We start from the raw sequence: 17,635 nt of genomic DNA, 5'->3' as shown, positions 1-17,635 counted from the left end.
TTTTATTCATGATTTGCAGCTCAAAATTCATAATTCATATCACATGAAAATTGCTGTTTTCCCCGGATCCTTCGATCCTATTACTCTGGGACATTATGATATTATAGAAAGAGCGGCTCCGCTTTTTGACAAATTAATTATTGCAATCGGGCAGAATTCCCAAAAAAAATATATGTTCCCTCTTGAAAAAAGAATGGAATTCATTCAAAACTCAGTCGCTGAATTTCCCAATGTGGAAGTAGATTATTTTGAAGGATTAACCGTAGATTACTGTTTCGAAAAAAATGCCCAGTTCATTATCAGAGGACTACGAAACCCTGCCGATTTCGAGTTCGAAAAAGCCATTGCTCATACAAACAGGACTCTGGCTCACAAAAAACTGGAAACCGTATTTCTCTTAACCTCATCCGGCAAATCATTTATCAGCAGCAGCATCGTCCGTGAGATCATCAACCACGGCGGAGAATATGAGCTTTTGGTACCGGACTCCGTGAGGGTGGAAAAATGAGTAATCCGTAATGAGCAATAAGTAATTTTTTGACGGTATTGGATTATCATTATTTAATCCGGAAAAAACCTTACATTTAAAAACAGAATGTAAAAGATTATAAAATATTTCATTTGAATACCCTCCGAATGAAATGGCATAATTTTTATTACCCATTGCTCATTACCCATCATTATATGCACGAACAGTTTAATTTTGCCATAGAAGTTCTTGGAACTATTTCCTTTGCGATGTCGGGAAGTTTTGCAGCAATGCAGAAACGCCTTGATCCGTTTGGGGTTCTCATTATTGCATTCGTTACCTCTGTAGGTGGAGGAACAGTAAGGGATCTTCTGTTGGATATTCCTGTTTTCTGGATGCATGACCTGTTGATGTGTGCACTGATCCTGATTACCGCAATATTTGCCATGGTATTTAAATCCATTGAAAAAAACTTTAAGGTAACCCTTTTCATTTTTGACAGCTTCGGACTTGGGCTTTTCACCATTATCGGGGTTCAGAAAGGATTAAATGCAGGTATCCATCCCTTAATATGTATTGCTCTGGGTACCATTACCGGCTGTTTCGGAGGGATTATACGGGATATTCTTCTGAACAGGATTCCTCTGATCTTCAGAAAAGAGATTTATGCCACTGCCTGTATTGTAGGGGGATCCGCGTTTCTTCTGATGACTAAATTTACATCATTATCCTATACATTTATACAGATATTTACAATTATACTGATTGTTGCGATCAGAACACTTGCTGTGAAATACCAATGGCAGATGCCCAAATTTTATGGCTATGATCAGAATTCCGAAATGTAATTCAACGTTTTTCAAAATAAAAAAGCACCTTAATTCAGGTGCTTTTGTTATATCTGTTAGAAGAATTTTCCTCTTTGTCTCATGTTAGGATTATGCATATGCTTCTGCATTGTAGGCATTTTCAGCTGGTCCTTCATCATTTTAATCTGATCTGTCATCATCCCTGCACTGTCTAGCCTTTTTGCCTCATCCAGTAGTCTCTGTCCTTCCTGCTTTCTTCCTTTTGATATAGCAGCCGCTGCAAGATTTAAGGTAGCCATGGCGCGGTCATGCTTCATATTTAAACCATATTCCAGCGCTTTTTTCATTAAGGGCTCTACTTTCGCAGGATGTGCCTGCGCCTGCGTAAGACCTAATAAATAGTGGAAATATCCGTATTGGGATTTATGAAGCTGTGTCTGATAATTAGTGATCTGAGCCAACCATTCGGCGGCTTTTTCCATATTCTGTTTTCTCAGTTGCCAGAAAGCAAGGAGAATATATTCATTTTTAAAGAAAAGTAAGATCGGCAGTGAAGCAAGAAGGAACACAACAATTCCCCAGCCTAAACTTCTCGTAAAGATCATCATGTAAAGTCCTAAAAGGATAAGAACTGCCGCAATTACAATTTTTATGTATTTATTCATTATTCAACTTTAGAAGTGCAAAGATAAAGAATTTAGAGGTTAGAACCCAGAACTTGGAACTTAGAATTTTCAAAGCTCATCAGTCCTGATTTTTTCAAACGTCTGGAAACAGAAATCGTAAGGATTTTTCTCGTCCTTTTCATGACAGATTTCATTTGTTTTTCTCCAAATTTTATCATCTATTTCCGGGAAAAAAGTATCCGCATCAATAGTTGCTTTAACCGTAGTAAGTTCAATCTTATCAGCTAAATCAATAGTCTGCTTGTAAATGTTTCCTCCTCCGATTATAAATACTTCTTCATCAATTTTTTTCGCAAACTTCAGAGCTTCCTTGATGCTCCCAACAATCAGAATACCTTCTTCAAACCAGTCATTCTTTCTTGAAATGACAATATTAGTACGTCCAGGGAGAGGCTTTCCTATACTTTCATACGTTTTTCTGCCCATTACTACAGGATGTCCCGTAGTAATATTTTTAAAATGTTTTAAATCTTTAGGAAGGTGCCATAGCATCTGGTTGTTGGAACCAATACCGCGGTTTTCTCCTATCGCCACCACTATTGTTATCATTCTAATAATTTTCTGCAAAATTAGCACATAATTTGTATATTTGATTAGCACAAAAAATTAAAAAAAATAAACTATGAAAAATAAAGGCTGTCTGAGCGCAGGAACTATCGGTATTGCGCTGCTTATCATTGTTGCAGTTATTTTCTTCTGGGGAAAAAGCGGCTACAACAATTTCGTTAACAAAGAACAGAACGTAGATGCTAAATGGTCTAATATAGAGACTGTTTACCAGAAAAGAGCCAATCTTATTCCTAATCTGGAAAGAACTATTAAATCCTATTCCAAATTTGAGCAGGAAACTTTAACAAAAGTAGTGGAAGCAAGATCTAAAGCCACTTCTATCAACATTGACCCTACGAATATGACCGAAGCTGATATGGCAAAATTCCAGGCAGCACAGGGAGAATTATCCGGAGCATTGAGCAGATTGATGGCGGTAGTAGAGTCTTACCCGAACTTAAAAGCAGACCAGCAGTACATTAACTTCCAGAGAGAATATACTGCAATTGAAAACAGCATCAGAACCGAAACGGTGTATTATAATGATGCCGCTAAACAGTACAATACATCCATAAAAACATTCCCGAATAACATTCTGGCAAATTTCACCAACTTTAAAGAAAAACCTTATTTCAAGGCCGAAGCCGGAGCCAATAAAGCTCCAGAAGTATTCAAAGATGAATAAATTCCTGACCCATCAGCAGATCAGCTCCCTCGTGGAAGCCATACAGTCGGCAGAAGAACATTCTACAGGTGAAATCAGAGTGCATATAGACTCTAACACCGAAGACCAGAATGCAACAACGGCATTTGAAGTTTTCAGAAAACTTTGTATGAATAAAACTGCGGACAGGAATGCTGTGCTTTTTCATGTGAATTTTGAAAAAAAATATCTGGCCATTATTGGAGATGTTGGAATTCATAACAAAGTACACCAATCCTATTGGGATCATCTTCATGATTATATCACCGCTGAATTTGCCAAAGGAAATTATTATAAAGCATTGAAAAGTGCTATTCTGGAAACCGGTATTGAGTTAAAAAAATATTTTCCCGTACAGGGAGAAAACCCCAACCAACTACCAAATGAAATTACGTTCTCTTAAAATAGTATTTTCATTAATGCTGCTTTGCTTTTACACTTTTGTATCAGCACAGTATACCATTCCCCCAAAACCTGCAGTCCTCCATCCTGTTTTTGATGAGGCAGGATTGCTTACCCAACAGGAAAAAAATGAGCTGAACAATAAGCTGATTAAATTTGCAGATTCTACCTCAACGGAAATTGAAGTAGTCATCATTCGTTCTACCAAAGGAGAAGACATTAATTTTCTGGCTACCATGTTTGGTGAAAAATGGGGAATCGGGAAAAAAGGTGTGGATAACGGTGTTGTCTTTCTGATTGCATCGGAAGACCGGACGATGTCTATCCAGCAGGGAAGAGCTGTAGAGCAGTATCTTACAGCTTCGGTAACGGGACAGATTCTTGATTACATCGTGACCCCTCATTTCAGACAGGGAAACTGGTATGAAGGAATCAACCGCGGGACCTCAGCAATTATGGAAGCAGTTGAGGGGAAATTTAAACCAACGGAAACCTCATCCCCTTCCGGTAATGGAAGCGCTTTCAAAGTGCTCATTATTGCATTTGTTATTTTCATCATCATTGCCATTCTCTTTGGAAATAAAGGAGGAGGCCGTGGCGGCGGAGGAAACTATGACGATGACGACGTCATTATCACCAGACGCGGACGCAGAAATTATCCGGGCGGATTCTTCCCTTTCCCCGGAGGCTTCGGAGGAGGCGGTTTCGGTGGCGGAAGCTCAGGCGGTGGAGGTGGCTTTGGCGGCTTCGGAGGAGGCGGAAGCTTTGGCGGAGGAGGTGCATCCGGCGGATGGTAGCTCAACAATATTTAAAATTCAACATAATCGGACTAAACAGTCCGATTTTTTATTTAAAACACTAAAAAATAAACCTTTCTTTATTCTTTTTAATATTAAATTCAATTTATCATATTAAAAAGTTAACAAACCAATATAAAAATTGGTTTTAATTCAATATTTTTTCATTATATTTACTAAAAACAGGTTTATGAAGAAGACGCTGGTAGTTTTTGCCCATCCTTATCTGGAGCACTCCAATTCAAATGTGGAGCTCATTAATTTCTATGTCCGGCACCAGCATTATACGTTAAGAGATCTTTATGAAGAATATCCTGATTTTCATATTGCTGCCTTCAGAGAAAGAAAACGTTTAAAAAACTATGACCGTTTTATATTCCAGTTTCCTCTCATCTGGTTTGGAATGCCGCCACTTCTAAGGCTGTGGATTGATGAAGTTTTTGACAGGGACTGGCTGAAGGAAGGAGAGCATAATCCATTAGAAGGAAAAGAAGTCTACATTCTTGTTACCACCGGAGGAAAAGAAAGATCTTTCAGTAAAGACGGAACCTATCAGTATACCGTTGATGAACTGATCAGCGGGCTGATTGTATCATTAAAAGTCTTCAAAGCAGATATCAGACACCTTAAGATTGTCTACGAAGCCAATAAACTCAGCAAAAAAGAAATTATTTTACACAAAAAAGAATTTACAGAACTTTTGAATCAATAGCTTATGGAATCCAGCTTAGCAATGAATACATTAATTTTCCTGGGAGTAGCCATCATTATGGTTCCGCTTGCCAGGAAATTCGGGCTTAGCTCTGTGATCGGCTATATTCTAGGCGGCATCATCATAGGACCTTATGTTCTCAGGCTTACGGGAAAAGATGTTAATGATATAATGCACGCCAGTGAATTCGGGGTTATCATGCTCCTTTTTCTGGTAGGGCTGGAGCTGGAACCCAGAAAGTTCTGGGAAATGCGGAAAAAAATCATGGGGCTTGGACTTACTCAGATGATCCTCACAATTTCACTGTTATTTCTTGTATTCATTAGCGCAGGCTGGAGAATAGATAAAGCCGTTGCCGTTGCCATGTGTTTTGCATTATCTTCCACAGCCATTGTTCTGCAGACCCTTCAGGAAAAGAATAACTTTAAAACCACTGCAGGAGAAGCTTCCTTCTCTACGCTCCTGTTTCAGGATATTGCCGTAATTCCTATTCTTGCCATTCTCCCGCTTATTGCCAATTATAAAGCAAGCCATCATGATAACGAAATCCAGATCCTGATCCAGAAACTTCCGGAATGGCTTCAGGCCGGAACGGTAATCTTTGGAGTTGCCGTCCTGATCCTTTTGGGCAGATATGTATTTGTTCCGTTTTTACGCTATGTTTCCAAATCCGGGATGACAGAACTTCTGACCGCCTCTTCCCTATTTCTGGTGATCGGTGTTTCCGAACTGATGGTGGCTATTGGTCTCTCCCCCGCTCTGGGAGCTTTCCTTGCAGGCGTAATGCTGGCCAACAGTGAATTCAGGCATGAGCTGGAAGCACAAATCAACCCTTTTAAAGGTCTGCTATTGGCAGTTTTCTTTGTAAGTGTGGGATCAACAATCAATTTCAATATTATTCAGCAGGATCCTTTATTTATTTTCAGTACGGTATTAGCGGTACTGTTTGTAAAATTCATGGTCCTCTACGCTATCGGAAAATTCTTCAGGATTGATACACCACAAAGTCTGTTTTATGCCTTTGCTCTTTCGCAGGTTGGGGAATTTGCCTTTGTACTGATTAATTATGCCACAGATCTTTATCTTTTAGGACCTGAACTGAACGCGCAGATGATGGCTGTTACAGCAATTACCATGTGTATTACCCCTATCCTTCTGATCATCAATGATAAGTTCATTACTCCGAAATTTATTAAAGAAATTCCGGAAGGAGAACATGATTACAATATTCTGGACAGTGATGTAAGTCAGAAGAAGATTATTATTGTAGGATTCGGACACTTTGGCAGTACAGTGGGACGTCTTCTGAAAGCCAATAAAATTTCAGCAACGGTTCTGGACAGAGATTCAGATCGTGTGAAACTGTTGAGAAGTTATGGTTTTAAAGTCTATTACGGCGATGCAACAAGAATCCCCATTTTAAGGGCAGCCGGTATTGAAGATGCTGAAATTCTGGTTTTATGTCTTGATGATCCTGATGATAATAAGTTCATTGCTGATCTGGTCCGCGAACATTACCCGAAAGTAAAAATCTTTGTGCGTGCTAAAAACAGGATTGACGCCTATGACTACCTCAACAACGGAATCAACAATATTTATCGTGAAACGTTGGGAACAGCTGTAGATATGGCTGTAGATGTGCTACACGAAACAGGAATGAGGAAATATGCAGCAAGACGTCTCGGACAAAGGTTTATGGCTATTGATAAAGCTTCTATACGAAAGCTGGCCAAACTAAAAGAGGATAACGATATTGCCCTGTTTACTACAAAGGAAATTCTTCAGCGTGAAGAAGAGCTGCTGGCTTATGACAATCTGAATTTTGACCAAAGAGGCTGGGAAGGCTCCTCATCCGCAGAAGATGAAGATGAGGAGAATCCTGATTAATTTATTGAATATTTACGCTTCCGCCACTGCTTTCTTCTTTGGTTACGTTTTGAAGCGGGCCTTTTTTGGAAATATCCACACTTCCGCCGGAAGATGCCTCAGCTTTTACACTGGAAACGGCACTGATGTGTACACTTGCCCCACTGGATGCTTCTGCTTTTACATGATCGGCAACAACTGACTCCGCAGAAACACTGCTGCCTGAAGATGAGCTTACATCTGCATTTTTGGCTTTCCCCGAAATATCCACACTGGCTCCCGAAGATGCATCAATATCAAGATCTACCGCCCAGATTTTCCCGCTGAAGTTACTGCTGCTGTCTATGGAAATATCAAAATCATTAGCTTCAAGATCTCCGGAAATATTGGCAGCACTGGATACCTCAATATCAGTTTTATCCTGGATAAATTTGTCTTTTACTGTAATCTTCGCTGCAGAATTAGCAATAAGTTTGGTAAAATCTTTGGTATAGATTTTTGCCGTCACTTTATTAATATTCATCACTCTTATTCCCGGTTTGTAATGGATATGCAGTTTCCCGCCGCTATTATCCACAAGGATCTCATTGATGATATTTTCAGGCGCAGAAATAACTACCCGTTCTGTTTCAGATTTAATGATTTCAGCATCAATTGCCTGCGAAACCTCAATCTCATCAAAATCACCACTGAATTCTTTCTGTTTAACCGGACCGCTTTCTTTACTGATCACTTTATCTACCCAGCCTTTATTTTCCCTGTTTTTTTTCTCATGCCTTTCGTTGCATGATGCTAACAGCACAAAGGCTGACAGAATAAAAAGATTCCTTGATTTCATGTTTACTACTTTTATAAATTAAGTTTTTAATATCTTTATACTTTAATAACAACTAATTTATGAAAAATATTTCATCGGTATTGTTAATTTCTGCTCTGGCACTTAACCAATCTTGTACTACAATGAAGAAAACCGATACTCAACAGGAAGTTCCTGTTACCGATCCGTCCTTATCTTCCAATCCTTTTATGAAGAAAAGCAAGCTTCAATATGAAGCTCCGGAATTCAATAAAATTAAAAACGAACACTTTAAACCGGCATTTGACTTCGGATTAAAGCAACAGGATGCTGAAATTCTGAAAATTGCCAATAATCCGGAAGCTCCTACTTTTGAAAATACAATTGTTGCCCTTGAAAAAAGCGGTGAAGTACTAAAAAGAGCGGTTATTGTATTCTCCAACCTTACAAGTGCTAATACCAACCCTACCCTTCAGGCTTTAGACGAGGAATATGCTCCTATTTTTGCCGCACATTCTGATAAAATGTACCTGAACGAAAACCTGTACAAAAGAATCAAATCAATAAAAGAAGATGGTCTGGATGCTGAGGGAAAAAGGCTGGTACAATATTATAAACAGAATTTTGAAATTGCCGGTGCAAACCTTTCTGCAGCAGACAAAGAAAAACTAAAGCAGATTAATCAGGAACTGGCTTCCCTTTCTACCCAATATTCAAATAAATTACTGGAAGCGAGAAAACAGGGAGGTGTATTTTTCTCTGATGTTAAAGAATTAGACGGACTTTCAGCCGATGAAATTGCAGCGGCAGCAGCCGATGCCAAAACAGCGGGCCAGCCCGGAAAATACCTTCTGGCACTTCAGAATACCACCCAGCAGCCTCTCCTTCAGAATATGAAGAACAGAGCTTCAAGAGAAAAGCTGTTCAAAGCATCTTGGCAGCGGGCTGAAAAAGGTGATGGAAGTGATACCAGAGAAACCATTGAAAAACTAGCTGCTTTAAGACTGAAAAAAGCTCAGACTTTAGGCAAAAAAAGCTTTGCAGACTGGAAGCTTCAGGATCAGATGGCTAAAACTCCGGAAGCAGCTAAAAAACTGATGAACCAAATTGCATCTCCCGCTGTAGAAACGGCAAAACGTGAAGCTAAAGATATTCAGGACCTGATTGATCAGCAGAAAGGAGGATTCAAGGTAGAGCCCTGGGACTGGAATTTCTATGCGGAGCAGGTGAGAAAAGCGAAATATGATCTTGATGAAAACCAGATCAAGCCTTATTTTGAAGTAACAACAGTTCTGGAAAAAGGAGTTTTCTATGCCGCAGAAAAATTCTACGGTCTTACTTTCAAAAAGAGAACTGATCTTCCGGTATATCACCCGGATGTAGTAACGTATGAGGTTTTTGATCATGACGGAAAGTCTATTGCTATCTACTATCTTGATTTCTATACGAGAGATTCTAAAAATGGGGGTGCATGGATGAGTAATTTTGTAGAACAGTCTTACCTTTTAGGAACAAAGCCTGTCATTGTCAACTGTTACAACTATCAGAAGCCTGCTCCGGGTAAACCTTCCCTGATCAGCTATGACGATGTATCTACCATGTTCCATGAGTTCGGACATTCCATTCATGGTATGTTTGCAAGCCAGAAATACCCTTCTCTTTCAGGAACCAATGTACCGAGAGATTTTGTGGAATTCCCTTCCCAAATCAACGAACACTGGGCTTTAGATCCGGTAGTTCTTAAAAATTATGCGATTCATTATGAGACCAGGCAGCCTATTCCTCAGGCTTTGGTTGATAAGATCAAGAAAGCAGCAACCTTTAATCAGGGCTATATGACCACAGAACTTGTTTCTGCTGCTGCTCTGGACATGGACTGGCATACCGTAACCAATCAAAGCCAGCTGATCCCGGTTTTAGATTTTGAAAAACAATCATTGAAAGACCACGGATTCACCTTGGCAACCGTTCCTCCACGATACCACACCCCTTATTTCGCTCACATCTGGGGCGGAGGGTATTCTGCAGGATATTACGCCTACCTGTGGTCTGAAACTCTTGACAATGATGCATGGGAATGGATTAAAAATAACGGAGGGCTGACCAGAGAAAACGGCGACCGCTTCAGAAAATATATTCTTTCTGTAGGAAACTCTGTAGATCTTAACCAGGCGTTCAGAGATTTCACAGGACACGATCCGGATATCAAACCTTTATTAAGAAACAGAGGTTTCATTAAATAAACAAAAGGAAGCATTCTTCGGAGTGCTTCTTTTTTTATGCTGGAAGGCAACAATTCTTGTTTTTAGCCACTAACTCACTCATAAAAATTCATACAGTGGCGATCAAATAAAGCACAGAATCAAAGCAGGTTATTTAGTTTGCAGCCCGTACTTTTTCTTTGCAACAGATTTTTTCAGAATCTTCATCTACCGAAATACAGAACCAAGGCCTATTATAAAGGAATTATCTCCCAATATTCATTATTTTTGCCTTTCAACAAATAAAATACAACATTATGGACTGTCCCTGCTGTTCCGGAAAATCGTATGAAGAATGCTGCAGCCCTTACCACAAAGGAGAACAGCATGCTCCTACAGCCGAAGCATTAATGCGTTCAAGGTTTTCTGCATTTGCGATTCCTAACGGGGAATATCTTATGGAAACCACCCTTCCCGGAAAACGAAAGTATCATAACAAAAAAGACCTTCAGGAATGGGGAGAAATCAATGAATGGACAAAACTGGAAATTATCCGGACTCCGGCATTAAATCATGTGGAATTTAAAGCCTATTATACAGATCAGGACGGAAATCAGCAGCTCCACCACGAGTTTTCCGTGTTCCAGAAAATGCATGACCGGTGGTATTATGTTTCAGGTGAATTTTTAAGTTAACAAGATATGAAGAAGATGATTTACATGACACTGATGCTGATTTGCAGCTTCAGTTTTTTCAATGCACAGAGCAGTGATGACAAAAAACAGATTTCAGCAGCTGTTACTGATATTCTGAAAGGATTTCAGACTAAAAACGCCGATCTTCTGAACAGGTATGTGAACAAAGATTATGGGGTGGGAATTCTGTTTAAAAGTGCCGGAGATCTGGGCTTTGTTCTTAATGAAGAGGTTGATTTCAGTATGTCTTTAGGATATATTCAGAAATCATGGAATATCCGCAATCAGTTCCCCATACAATTCGGGCCGGCTCCGGAATACGACAGCAAAAACAAGAAATGGAAAAAGGAAGGTTTATCTTTGGAAATCAATTCTAATATTGTGAATCAATATGCCGACCGTTTTCTGGAACAGTATTCAGTGAAGGAACAGGATATTTTCAAAATCAATACCGACCCGAAGAATACCGTTTTTGTAACACTTGCCGAAAACAGTAAAGAAAATGCTCCCATCAACGGATTCAGATGTATTCTTACCAAAATAAATGCTCAGTGGTATCTTACCTTTATTGATGTCACAGAATATGATGCTGAATAGATAAACACTACTCCAACTATTCTATGAAAAAGATATTAGCGGGCATCAGCCTGATTTCACTTATTGTAAGCTGCAAAAAAGAATCTGCATCATCATCTGCGGAAACAAAAAAAGACTCCATTCAGCAGAAGATCCCAAACCCGAAGGCAGAGATCAATGATTTTAAAGAAGCACAGCAGGTTGACAATATTAATGAAGTTCCTTTTGAAGTTTATTCCAAAATGGACTCTGTATCCTTGTATACGGAACCAAAAGCTGATGCCAAAGTTTTAAAGATCAAAAATGATAAGCTGAATAATTATTATGGCTTTAAGGATCTGAATGATTTTTTTGAAATTCATTACACCATAGCATATCAGCCGAACAGAACCATTACCGCTTACGTTTCTAAGAAAGAATTTACCAAAGACTCCCAGCTTTCGGTTCAGGGTATTGATCTGAATGAAATCCGGAGCTCTACGGTAAAAGATCTGGATGATTTTAAGACCAGAACGTCGAAAAACTATGCCGTCGTAACCATAATTGATGAGGCAGCCTATATTCAGGCACAAAGCAAAAGCCTCAATGAGAGAATTTCTCCAAATCCGGAGGTGCATTTTGACGGCAAAACCTGGAGCCTGAATTTCTTAAAAATCGATAAAAAGGAAGTGGACGAGGAAGCAGAATATATCAACCGGTATATAGGATTTTCTCCGGTTACCCAAAGAGAATTCTTTATGAGCGAGAATAGTTATAATACAGATAAATACTATACGGCCTACCGCTCCTCCAGACAGGATGAAGGAATAACTTTTCTGGGTTATCCGGCAATCAATACAACACTGAAGCTTATTGCCTGTATGAAATCAAACAATGATGTGGGCTCGGATTTTACGCTGACCCGGTACAATCCGAAAACGGACAGTTTTGAAAACCTGCTGTATATCAACTTTACCAATTTCAAGGCTATTGATTCCCGGTCATTGGTATGGGTAACCTACAATACTCTTTATTTTAAGGCGACTCATCTGAACACCAACACTTCAGACCCGGCTCATAAAACAGAATATCTGAAAATTGAACTTACCGATAAAAGCTTGTAAACAGATCAACCGCAGTAAAAATACCGCGGTTGATTCTTTTTTAATTAAAAATATCCGGCAAAACCGGATATTATATTTTTAGTGACCTTCTGTTCCGTCAATTCCATGAGCATGACCATGAGACAGCTCTTCTTCTGTAGCAGGACGCGTGTTTAAAACTTCTACTTCGAAATCTAAAACTTTACCTGCCATAGGATGGTTAAGGTCTGCCACTACAGCTTCCGGAGTGATTTCTACCACAAATGCCTGGAAATTATTTCCCTGGTTATCAGATAAAGGTAAAATAGCCCCGATAGGCGGAGTTCCTGATTCTTTAAACATCTCCATTGGCAATTGAACGATAGCATCAGGCTGTCTGTCACCGTAAGCTTCTTCCGGCTGAATAACAAAAGCTGCTTTATCACCTGCTTTCAATCCTAAGATATTTTCTTCAAATTTTGGAATCATCATTCCCACACCGTACAAAAATGTAAGTGGATTTTCTGTTGTTGTTTCTTCTGCAAGAACTTTACTTCCATCTTCTTCAATGGTGTGAAGGATGTATTTTACAGCTACAACGTGATTTTTTTCAATTGTCATATTTTTCTTTTTTGTCGTGAGTTCTTTCACGATTAATGATACAAATATACTGTTTTTGAAATGATTGTTCAGAGAAAAGAATTCAAGGCAAAATCTTCAGGCAGCACTTTACTTTTCTTTTTCGTCTCTTTTCTTCTGCCTCAGAACAAACAGGTAAAGGCTTTCAACTTTTGTTCTTGCCCAGGGAGTTTTCCTTAGGAATTTTAAAGATGAACTGATACTTGGATTATCGGTAAAGCATTTGATATTGATCTGTTCCCCCAGCTTCTCAAAGCCTTCGTAATATTCTACCAGTTCTTCCAGAATGGCATCTAGTCTTTTTCCGTGTAAGGGATCTTTGGAGGACTGCTGCATTGTTTATTTTTTCACAAAATTAAATTATTATAAATTGATACGGAAATCCGGAATCCCGTATCCCAATTTTGTCCTTACCTTTGAGGTATGAAAATTCTGCACACTGCCGACTGGCATTTAGGAAAACGTCTGGACCGCTTCCCGCGTATGGAAGAACAGGTTATGGTTATGCAAGAAATTGCGGCTATTGCTGATGAACAGAATGCCGATATGATCCTGGTAGCCGGTGATCTTTTTGATAATTTCAATCCGGGGGTAGAAGCTGTTGAGCTCTTTTATAAAACCCTGAAACATCTTTCCAGAAATGGCTGCCGTCCGGTCATTGCTATTTCAGGAAACCATGACTCTCCCAGTCTGATTGATGCTCCGGATCCACTGGCCCGGGAATGCGGAATTATTCTGATTGGCCATCCAAGAGCCCATATCGCTCCTTTTAAAACAGAATATTTTGAAATTACCCGGTCAAAAGAAGGATTTATAGAGCTGAAAATCGAAAATCTGGATTTTCCGGTGAGAATTCTTCACACTCCTTATGCGAATGAAGCCCGTTTGAAGGAATATTTCGGAGAAAATAAAGAGGAAGAGATCAATAAAGTCCTCTCTGATACCTGGAAGGCGCTGGCAGAAGAATTTTGCGATGATACAGGCGTTAATCTTCTGACCGCCCATCTGTATATGAATAAAAAAGACGGTCCTGTTTTAGAAGAACCGGAAGGGGAAAAACCAATCAGGATCGGAAATGCGGATATGATCTATTCAGACTGTATTCCGGAGCAGATTCAATATACGGCACTGGGACATCTTCATGGTTTCAGGAATATAGGAACAGCAGAAAAGCCGGTAATTTATTCTTCTTCACCGCTCTGCTACAGCTTCAGTGAGGCCGGGCAAACCAAATATGTTTCTATGGTTGAAGCTTTCCCCGGAAAAAATGTTTCTGTTGAAAAAAAGCCTCTGAAAAGCGGAAAAGCTTTAGTACGGAAAATATTCAGCAATGTTGAAGATACCGTTCAGTGGCTGAAGGAAAACCCAAATACTTTTATTGAGCTTACCCTGGAAAGCGAAACTTTTATCACAGCCGATGAAAGGAAACTGCTTTACCAGTCGCATACCGGTATTGTTCACCTGATCCCGAAAATAAAGAACCTTAATCCTGCAGAGAACCATTCTCACGAAATGAACTTAAACCAGAATATAGAACCCCTTTTCAAAGATTATTTTAAATCTAAAAACGGCGGCCAGGAAGCCAATGAAGAACTGATGAACCTGTTTAATGAAATTAAAAACTATAAACTATGATCCCTGTTCAACTGACCATCGAAGGGCTTTATTCTTACCAGGAACGCCAGATCATCGATTTTAAAAATCTTACCGATGCAGGATTATTCGGAATATTCGGTTCTGTGGGTTCCGGAAAATCATCCATTCTGGAAGCCATTTCATTTGCCCTTTACGGAAAAACAGAACGTCTGAATACCAATGATAAACGGGCTTATAATATGATGAATTTAAAATCGAACCGGTTTTATATTGAGTTTGATTTTTTGAATTATGAGAATAAATTGTTCCGCGTTACCAGAGATTTCAGAAGAAATTCCAAAAGGTTTGATGATGTAAATCCACATTCAGCGGACATTTATCATCATATCGGCGGGAAATGGGTTTCCATGGAAAACGCAGATATTGAAGCAATTGTAGGTTTAAATTATGCCAATTTTAAGCGCACGATTATCATTCCGCAAGGCCAGTTTAAGGAATTCCTGGAATTGAAAGCCACAGAACGGACCAATATGATGAAGGAGATTTTCAGCCTTCACCGTTATGACCTTTACAATAATGCTTCAACGCTGAATACCGATAACAATGCGGAACTGAATCAGCTGGAGGGCCAGCTTAAAGGCTTTGAAGAAATTAATGAAGAGAAAATACAGCTTCACAAAGAAAATTTGGCTGAAGAAAAGAAAAAATTCAGTGAGGCAGATGCCCGGTTTCAGAAAATCGCTGAAGGTTTTCAACAGCTTAAAAATTTAAAGGCTGATTTTGAGAATTTAAAGCAGAAAAAAGAAAAGTTCAGCGGATTATCTGCACAGAAACAGCAAATGGATGCGCTGGAAGTACAGGCTGAACAATATGATAAAGTGTCCAGAATATTCAGTCCTCTGATCACTGAAGACCAGAAACTGACTAAGGAAATTTCAGAACAAAAAGCGGAAAAAGAGAAACAGACAAAACTTTTTCAGCAGACAGAAGCAGATTTCAACTGGGTAAAACAGCAGCTTACTGCTTTGCAGCCTCAATTTGAACAGTTGGATCAATCCAGAATACAGGAAAATGAACTGTTACTAATCCTGCAGATGCTTGGCTACTCTACCGATATTACCGCTCTTAAAGACAGAACCGCCAAAGGAAAGGCAATGGTAGGAGAAGTGGAAGCGGTCATGGAAAATCTCCGGAAAAATATTGAGAAACTGGCAAAAGATACTGAAGCGTTAAAGGCTAAAAAGCTTGATTCAACACTTCTTCTGAATGCCGGAAACTGGTTTATCCATCAAAAAAGCCTGAAGAAACTTATGGATGAACAGGCTGTAAAAGTTGAAAAAGGACAGAAGGAAATCAAACTGACTGAAGAAGAATTAAAACCTCTTCAAATTAATACTGAACGATTTAAGGAAGATTTTAAAGCTTTATATGCTGATTTTGAAAAACAGAAAAGGGGCTGGTCCCAAAAACTGGATCATTTGAAGGTTCAGAAAGAACTTTCCCGGTTTGCTGATGAGCTTCATTCAGGAGAGGCCTGTCCTCTCTGCGGTTCTTTGGATCATCCGGCTATTGTGGAATTTCATGATATACATTCAGGAATTCAGGAGATACAGGAAAAGATGGAGGCTATAGATCAGCAAGTTGCTGCACTTCAAAAGAAAGAAACCACGGCAGAGAAAATTCTGGAGAGAAAAGCCATTTATGAAGATCAGCTTATTTCGGAGGTGAAAAAAGCGGAACAGCTTCAAAAAGATATGGAAGAGCATCTGAAAAGTTTTACCTGGTCTCAGTTTGATCCCAATAATGAAAGGGATTTTGAAGAAAAGCGAGCGGCTTCTTTTGCCATTGAAAAGGAAATTGAACTGGCAGATCAGAGTATTCTGAAAGAACGTGAAACCCTGGAAAAAGAAAGTAAAAATGCAGAAAAATACAGAAATGCACTGGAAACTTTCAGATTGGAAGAGGCCAAAAAAGAAGAGCAGATCAATACCAGCCGCTCAGCATTAAAAATCCTGAACTGGAATGATTACCATGAAAAAACAAAAGTTGAAGTTGAAGATATCTATCAAAAACTCTCCCGTTCCAATGCAGAGACCGAGCAGAATTACCAGAAACTGATCCAACAGGAAAAAGAACTTTCCCCTCAGCTGGCTTCACAAAAAACAGTGGTTGAACAGTTGGAAAAACGAATCTCGGAGCTCAAGATGGAAATTTCTACCCATCAGGAACGAGTGAAAGAAACACTTCAGGAACAGAATTTCGCTTCACTTGATGAAATCCGTCCTATTCTGAAACAGGAGATTAATGTTCTGCATATAAGAACAACCGTTCAGGCTTTCCGTATTGAATTTGAAACCCTGAAAAATGGAATTGATGAACTGGAAATCAAGCTGAAGGATTTTTCTTTTGATGAAACTCAGTTCGCCAAAGCTGAAGAAGAGTTCAATACCGTTCAGGGAGAAGTGAAACAGATTGGTGAATCTGTTGTAAAAATCACCGCAGAAATTGAAAGGCTGGAAAATGAGTACAAAAAGAAAGAAGACCTTTTAAAAGACCTGTCCCGACTTCAAAAACGTTCTGAAAACCTGAAACTGATGATGAATCTTTTCAAAGGAGCAGGTTTTGTACAGTATGTTTCCTCCATTTATCTGAGACAGCTGTGTGATCATGCTAATGTACGTTTCCATAGAATGACAAGAAACCAGCTGAGTTTACAGCTTAATGAAAACAATGATTTTGAGATCATCGATTACCTGAATGAAGGCAGAAGCAGAAGTGTAAAAACGCTTTCGGGAGGCCAGGCGTTCCAGGTTTCTTTAAGCCTGGCTCTGGCACTGGCAGAAAGCGTCCAGTCCAATGCTGCGGCTGATAAGAATTTCTTCTTTATTGATGAAGGTTTCGGTACACAGGATACCGAATCGGTGAATATTGTTTTTGAGACGCTGATGAGCCTTCAGAAAGAAAACCGAATTGTTGGGATCATTTCCCACGTGGAAGAGCTGAAAGAAAAAATACCTGCCGCCCTGAATATAACCCGGGATGAAGAGCGGGGAAGCCTGATTGAAATTGTGTAAACAG

Annotated in this window: 18 protein-coding genes; 13 read left to right on the top strand and 5 right to left on the bottom strand. The window is 39.4% G+C overall.

Annotation, left to right across the window (positions count from 1 at the left end):
* Positions 1 to 43: 43 nt before the first annotated feature.
* Both coaD and AOB46_RS18295 read left to right on the top strand, forming a co-directional pair.
* The gene (gene coaD / locus AOB46_RS18300) at positions 44 to 508 is read left to right on the top strand and encodes a pantetheine-phosphate adenylyltransferase (protein ID WP_007844215.1); all 465 of its coding nucleotides are present in this window, start codon (positions 44 to 46) and stop codon (positions 506 to 508) included.
* Between the two features lie 176 nt (positions 509 to 684).
* The gene (locus AOB46_RS18295; protein ID WP_062702076.1) at positions 685 to 1,317 is read left to right on the top strand and encodes a trimeric intracellular cation channel family protein; all 633 of its coding nucleotides are present in this window, start codon (positions 685 to 687) and stop codon (positions 1,315 to 1,317) included.
* A gap of 56 nt (positions 1,318 to 1,373) precedes the next feature.
* Here AOB46_RS18295 and AOB46_RS18290 read toward each other — a convergent pair whose 3' ends face one another.
* Together AOB46_RS18290 and AOB46_RS18285 are read right to left on the bottom strand one after the other, a co-directional pair.
* On the bottom strand, positions 1,374 to 1,943 hold the full coding sequence (locus AOB46_RS18290) for a hypothetical protein (RefSeq protein ID WP_062702074.1): 570 nt from the start codon (positions 1,941 to 1,943) through the stop codon (positions 1,374 to 1,376).
* Positions 1,944 to 2,012: 69 nt separating this feature from the next.
* Positions 2,013 to 2,513 (bottom strand): dihydrofolate reductase, encoded by a 501-nt coding sequence (locus tag AOB46_RS18285; RefSeq protein ID WP_062702072.1) that lies wholly within the window; start codon positions 2,511 to 2,513, stop codon positions 2,013 to 2,015.
* A gap of 73 nt (positions 2,514 to 2,586) precedes the next feature.
* On the opposite strand from AOB46_RS18285, the gene AOB46_RS18280 reads away from it, so the two are divergent.
* From AOB46_RS18280 to AOB46_RS18260, 5 genes are all read left to right on the top strand, one after another.
* Entirely contained in the window at positions 2,587 to 3,198 is a 612-nt protein-coding gene (locus tag AOB46_RS18280; protein WP_062702070.1) for a LemA family protein, read from the top strand.
* Complete coding sequence (locus AOB46_RS18275; RefSeq protein ID WP_062702068.1) at positions 3,191 to 3,619, top strand: TPM domain-containing protein; 429 nt, start codon at positions 3,191 to 3,193, stop codon at positions 3,617 to 3,619. The genes AOB46_RS18280 and AOB46_RS18275 overlap by 8 nt, the downstream gene beginning before the upstream one ends.
* Positions 3,600 to 4,415, top strand: a complete 816-nt coding sequence (locus AOB46_RS18270) for a TPM domain-containing protein (protein ID WP_062702065.1) — start codon at positions 3,600 to 3,602, stop codon at positions 4,413 to 4,415. Before AOB46_RS18275 ends, AOB46_RS18270 begins: the two co-directional genes overlap by 20 nt.
* Before the next feature lie 190 nt (positions 4,416 to 4,605).
* Positions 4,606 to 5,127 carry an NAD(P)H-dependent oxidoreductase gene (locus AOB46_RS18265; protein WP_062702063.1) on the top strand — a complete coding sequence of 174 codons (522 nt, stop codon included), beginning with the start codon at positions 4,606 to 4,608 and terminating at the stop codon, positions 5,125 to 5,127.
* A 3-nt stretch (positions 5,128 to 5,130) separates the two neighbouring features.
* The gene (locus tag AOB46_RS18260; protein WP_062702061.1) at positions 5,131 to 7,014 is read left to right on the top strand and encodes a monovalent cation:proton antiporter-2 (CPA2) family protein; all 1,884 of its coding nucleotides are present in this window, start codon (positions 5,131 to 5,133) and stop codon (positions 7,012 to 7,014) included.
* A 1-nt stretch (position 7,015) separates the two neighbouring features.
* Here AOB46_RS18260 and AOB46_RS18255 read toward each other — a convergent pair whose 3' ends face one another.
* Positions 7,016 to 7,831: a head GIN domain-containing protein gene (locus AOB46_RS18255; protein ID WP_062702059.1), complete on the bottom strand. Its 816-nt coding sequence runs from the start codon at positions 7,829 to 7,831 to the stop codon at positions 7,016 to 7,018.
* 59 nt (positions 7,832 to 7,890) lie between these two features.
* On the opposite strand from AOB46_RS18255, the gene AOB46_RS18250 reads away from it, so the two are divergent.
* From AOB46_RS18250 to AOB46_RS18235, 4 genes are all read left to right on the top strand, one after another.
* Positions 7,891 to 10,032 (top strand): M3 family metallopeptidase, encoded by a 2,142-nt coding sequence (locus AOB46_RS18250; protein ID WP_062702057.1) that lies wholly within the window; start codon positions 7,891 to 7,893, stop codon positions 10,030 to 10,032.
* Between the two features lie 275 nt (positions 10,033 to 10,307).
* Entirely contained in the window at positions 10,308 to 10,685 is a 378-nt protein-coding gene (locus AOB46_RS18245; protein ID WP_062702054.1) for a YchJ family protein, read from the top strand.
* A gap of 6 nt (positions 10,686 to 10,691) precedes the next feature.
* Entirely contained in the window at positions 10,692 to 11,282 is a 591-nt protein-coding gene (locus AOB46_RS18240) for a hypothetical protein (RefSeq protein WP_062702052.1), read from the top strand.
* Positions 11,283 to 11,305: 23 nt separating this feature from the next.
* Positions 11,306 to 12,364 (top strand): hypothetical protein, encoded by a 1,059-nt coding sequence (locus AOB46_RS18235; protein ID WP_062702050.1) that lies wholly within the window; start codon positions 11,306 to 11,308, stop codon positions 12,362 to 12,364.
* Between the two features lie 78 nt (positions 12,365 to 12,442).
* On the opposite strand, the gene AOB46_RS18230 is transcribed toward AOB46_RS18235, so the two are convergent.
* Together AOB46_RS18230 and AOB46_RS18225 are read right to left on the bottom strand one after the other, a co-directional pair.
* The gene (locus AOB46_RS18230) at positions 12,443 to 12,943 is read right to left on the bottom strand and encodes a peptidylprolyl isomerase (RefSeq protein ID WP_062702242.1); all 501 of its coding nucleotides are present in this window, start codon (positions 12,941 to 12,943) and stop codon (positions 12,443 to 12,445) included.
* A gap of 108 nt (positions 12,944 to 13,051) precedes the next feature.
* The gene (locus tag AOB46_RS18225; protein ID WP_062702048.1) at positions 13,052 to 13,297 is read right to left on the bottom strand and encodes a VF530 family DNA-binding protein; all 246 of its coding nucleotides are present in this window, start codon (positions 13,295 to 13,297) and stop codon (positions 13,052 to 13,054) included.
* Between the two features lie 87 nt (positions 13,298 to 13,384).
* Between AOB46_RS18225 and AOB46_RS18220 the strand changes: the two genes are divergently transcribed.
* On the top strand, positions 13,385 to 14,596 hold the full coding sequence (locus AOB46_RS18220) for an exonuclease SbcCD subunit D (RefSeq protein ID WP_062702046.1): 1,212 nt from the start codon (positions 13,385 to 13,387) through the stop codon (positions 14,594 to 14,596).
* Positions 14,593 to 17,631, top strand: coding sequence for an AAA family ATPase (locus AOB46_RS18215; RefSeq protein WP_062702043.1), 3,039 nt, complete (start codon positions 14,593 to 14,595; stop codon positions 17,629 to 17,631). Before AOB46_RS18220 ends, AOB46_RS18215 begins: the two co-directional genes overlap by 4 nt.
* Positions 17,632 to 17,635: the final 4 nt, after the last annotated feature.

Origin of the sequence: Chryseobacterium indologenes, assembly GCF_001295265.1 — a bacterium.
In the GTDB taxonomy this organism is placed as follows: Bacteria; Bacteroidota; Bacteroidia; order Flavobacteriales; family Weeksellaceae; genus Chryseobacterium; species Chryseobacterium indologenes_A.
The sequence above is the reverse complement of the archived record's forward strand: the minus strand, read 5'-3'. Positions and strand labels throughout refer to the sequence as shown.

Bases quoted from the DNA above. Each gene is read 5' to 3' on its own strand.
- AOB46_RS18275 (WP_062702068.1), top strand. From the start codon at position 3,191: ATGAATAAATTCCTGACCCATCAGCAGATCAGCTCCCTCGTGGAAGCC.
- AOB46_RS18260 (WP_062702061.1), top strand. From the start codon at position 5,131: ATGGAATCCAGCTTAGCAATGAATACATTAATTTTCCTGGGAGTAGCC.
- AOB46_RS18270 (WP_062702065.1), top strand. From the start codon at position 3,600: ATGAAATTACGTTCTCTTAAAATAGTATTTTCATTAATGCTGCTTTGC.
- AOB46_RS18245 (WP_062702054.1), top strand. From the start codon at position 10,308: ATGGACTGTCCCTGCTGTTCCGGAAAATCGTATGAAGAATGCTGCAGC.
- AOB46_RS18230 (WP_062702242.1), bottom strand. From the start codon at position 12,943: ATGACAATTGAAAAAAATCACGTTGTAGCTGTAAAATACATCCTTCAC.
- AOB46_RS18290 (WP_062702074.1), bottom strand. From the start codon at position 1,943: ATGAATAAATACATAAAAATTGTAATTGCGGCAGTTCTTATCCTTTTA.
- AOB46_RS18280 (WP_062702070.1), top strand. From the start codon at position 2,587: ATGAAAAATAAAGGCTGTCTGAGCGCAGGAACTATCGGTATTGCGCTG.
- AOB46_RS18225 (WP_062702048.1), bottom strand. From the start codon at position 13,297: ATGCAGCAGTCCTCCAAAGATCCCTTACACGGAAAAAGACTAGATGCC.
- AOB46_RS18285 (WP_062702072.1), bottom strand. From the start codon at position 2,513: ATGATAACAATAGTGGTGGCGATAGGAGAAAACCGCGGTATTGGTTCC.
- AOB46_RS18215 (WP_062702043.1), top strand. From the start codon at position 14,593: ATGATCCCTGTTCAACTGACCATCGAAGGGCTTTATTCTTACCAGGAA.
- AOB46_RS18265 (WP_062702063.1), top strand. From the start codon at position 4,606: ATGAAGAAGACGCTGGTAGTTTTTGCCCATCCTTATCTGGAGCACTCC.
- coaD (WP_007844215.1), top strand. From the start codon at position 44: ATGAAAATTGCTGTTTTCCCCGGATCCTTCGATCCTATTACTCTGGGA.
- AOB46_RS18295 (WP_062702076.1), top strand. From the start codon at position 685: ATGCACGAACAGTTTAATTTTGCCATAGAAGTTCTTGGAACTATTTCC.
- AOB46_RS18235 (WP_062702050.1), top strand. From the start codon at position 11,306: ATGAAAAAGATATTAGCGGGCATCAGCCTGATTTCACTTATTGTAAGC.
- AOB46_RS18255 (WP_062702059.1), bottom strand. From the start codon at position 7,831: ATGAAATCAAGGAATCTTTTTATTCTGTCAGCCTTTGTGCTGTTAGCA.
- AOB46_RS18240 (WP_062702052.1), top strand. From the start codon at position 10,692: ATGAAGAAGATGATTTACATGACACTGATGCTGATTTGCAGCTTCAGT.
- AOB46_RS18220 (WP_062702046.1), top strand. From the start codon at position 13,385: ATGAAAATTCTGCACACTGCCGACTGGCATTTAGGAAAACGTCTGGAC.
- AOB46_RS18250 (WP_062702057.1), top strand. From the start codon at position 7,891: ATGAAAAATATTTCATCGGTATTGTTAATTTCTGCTCTGGCACTTAAC.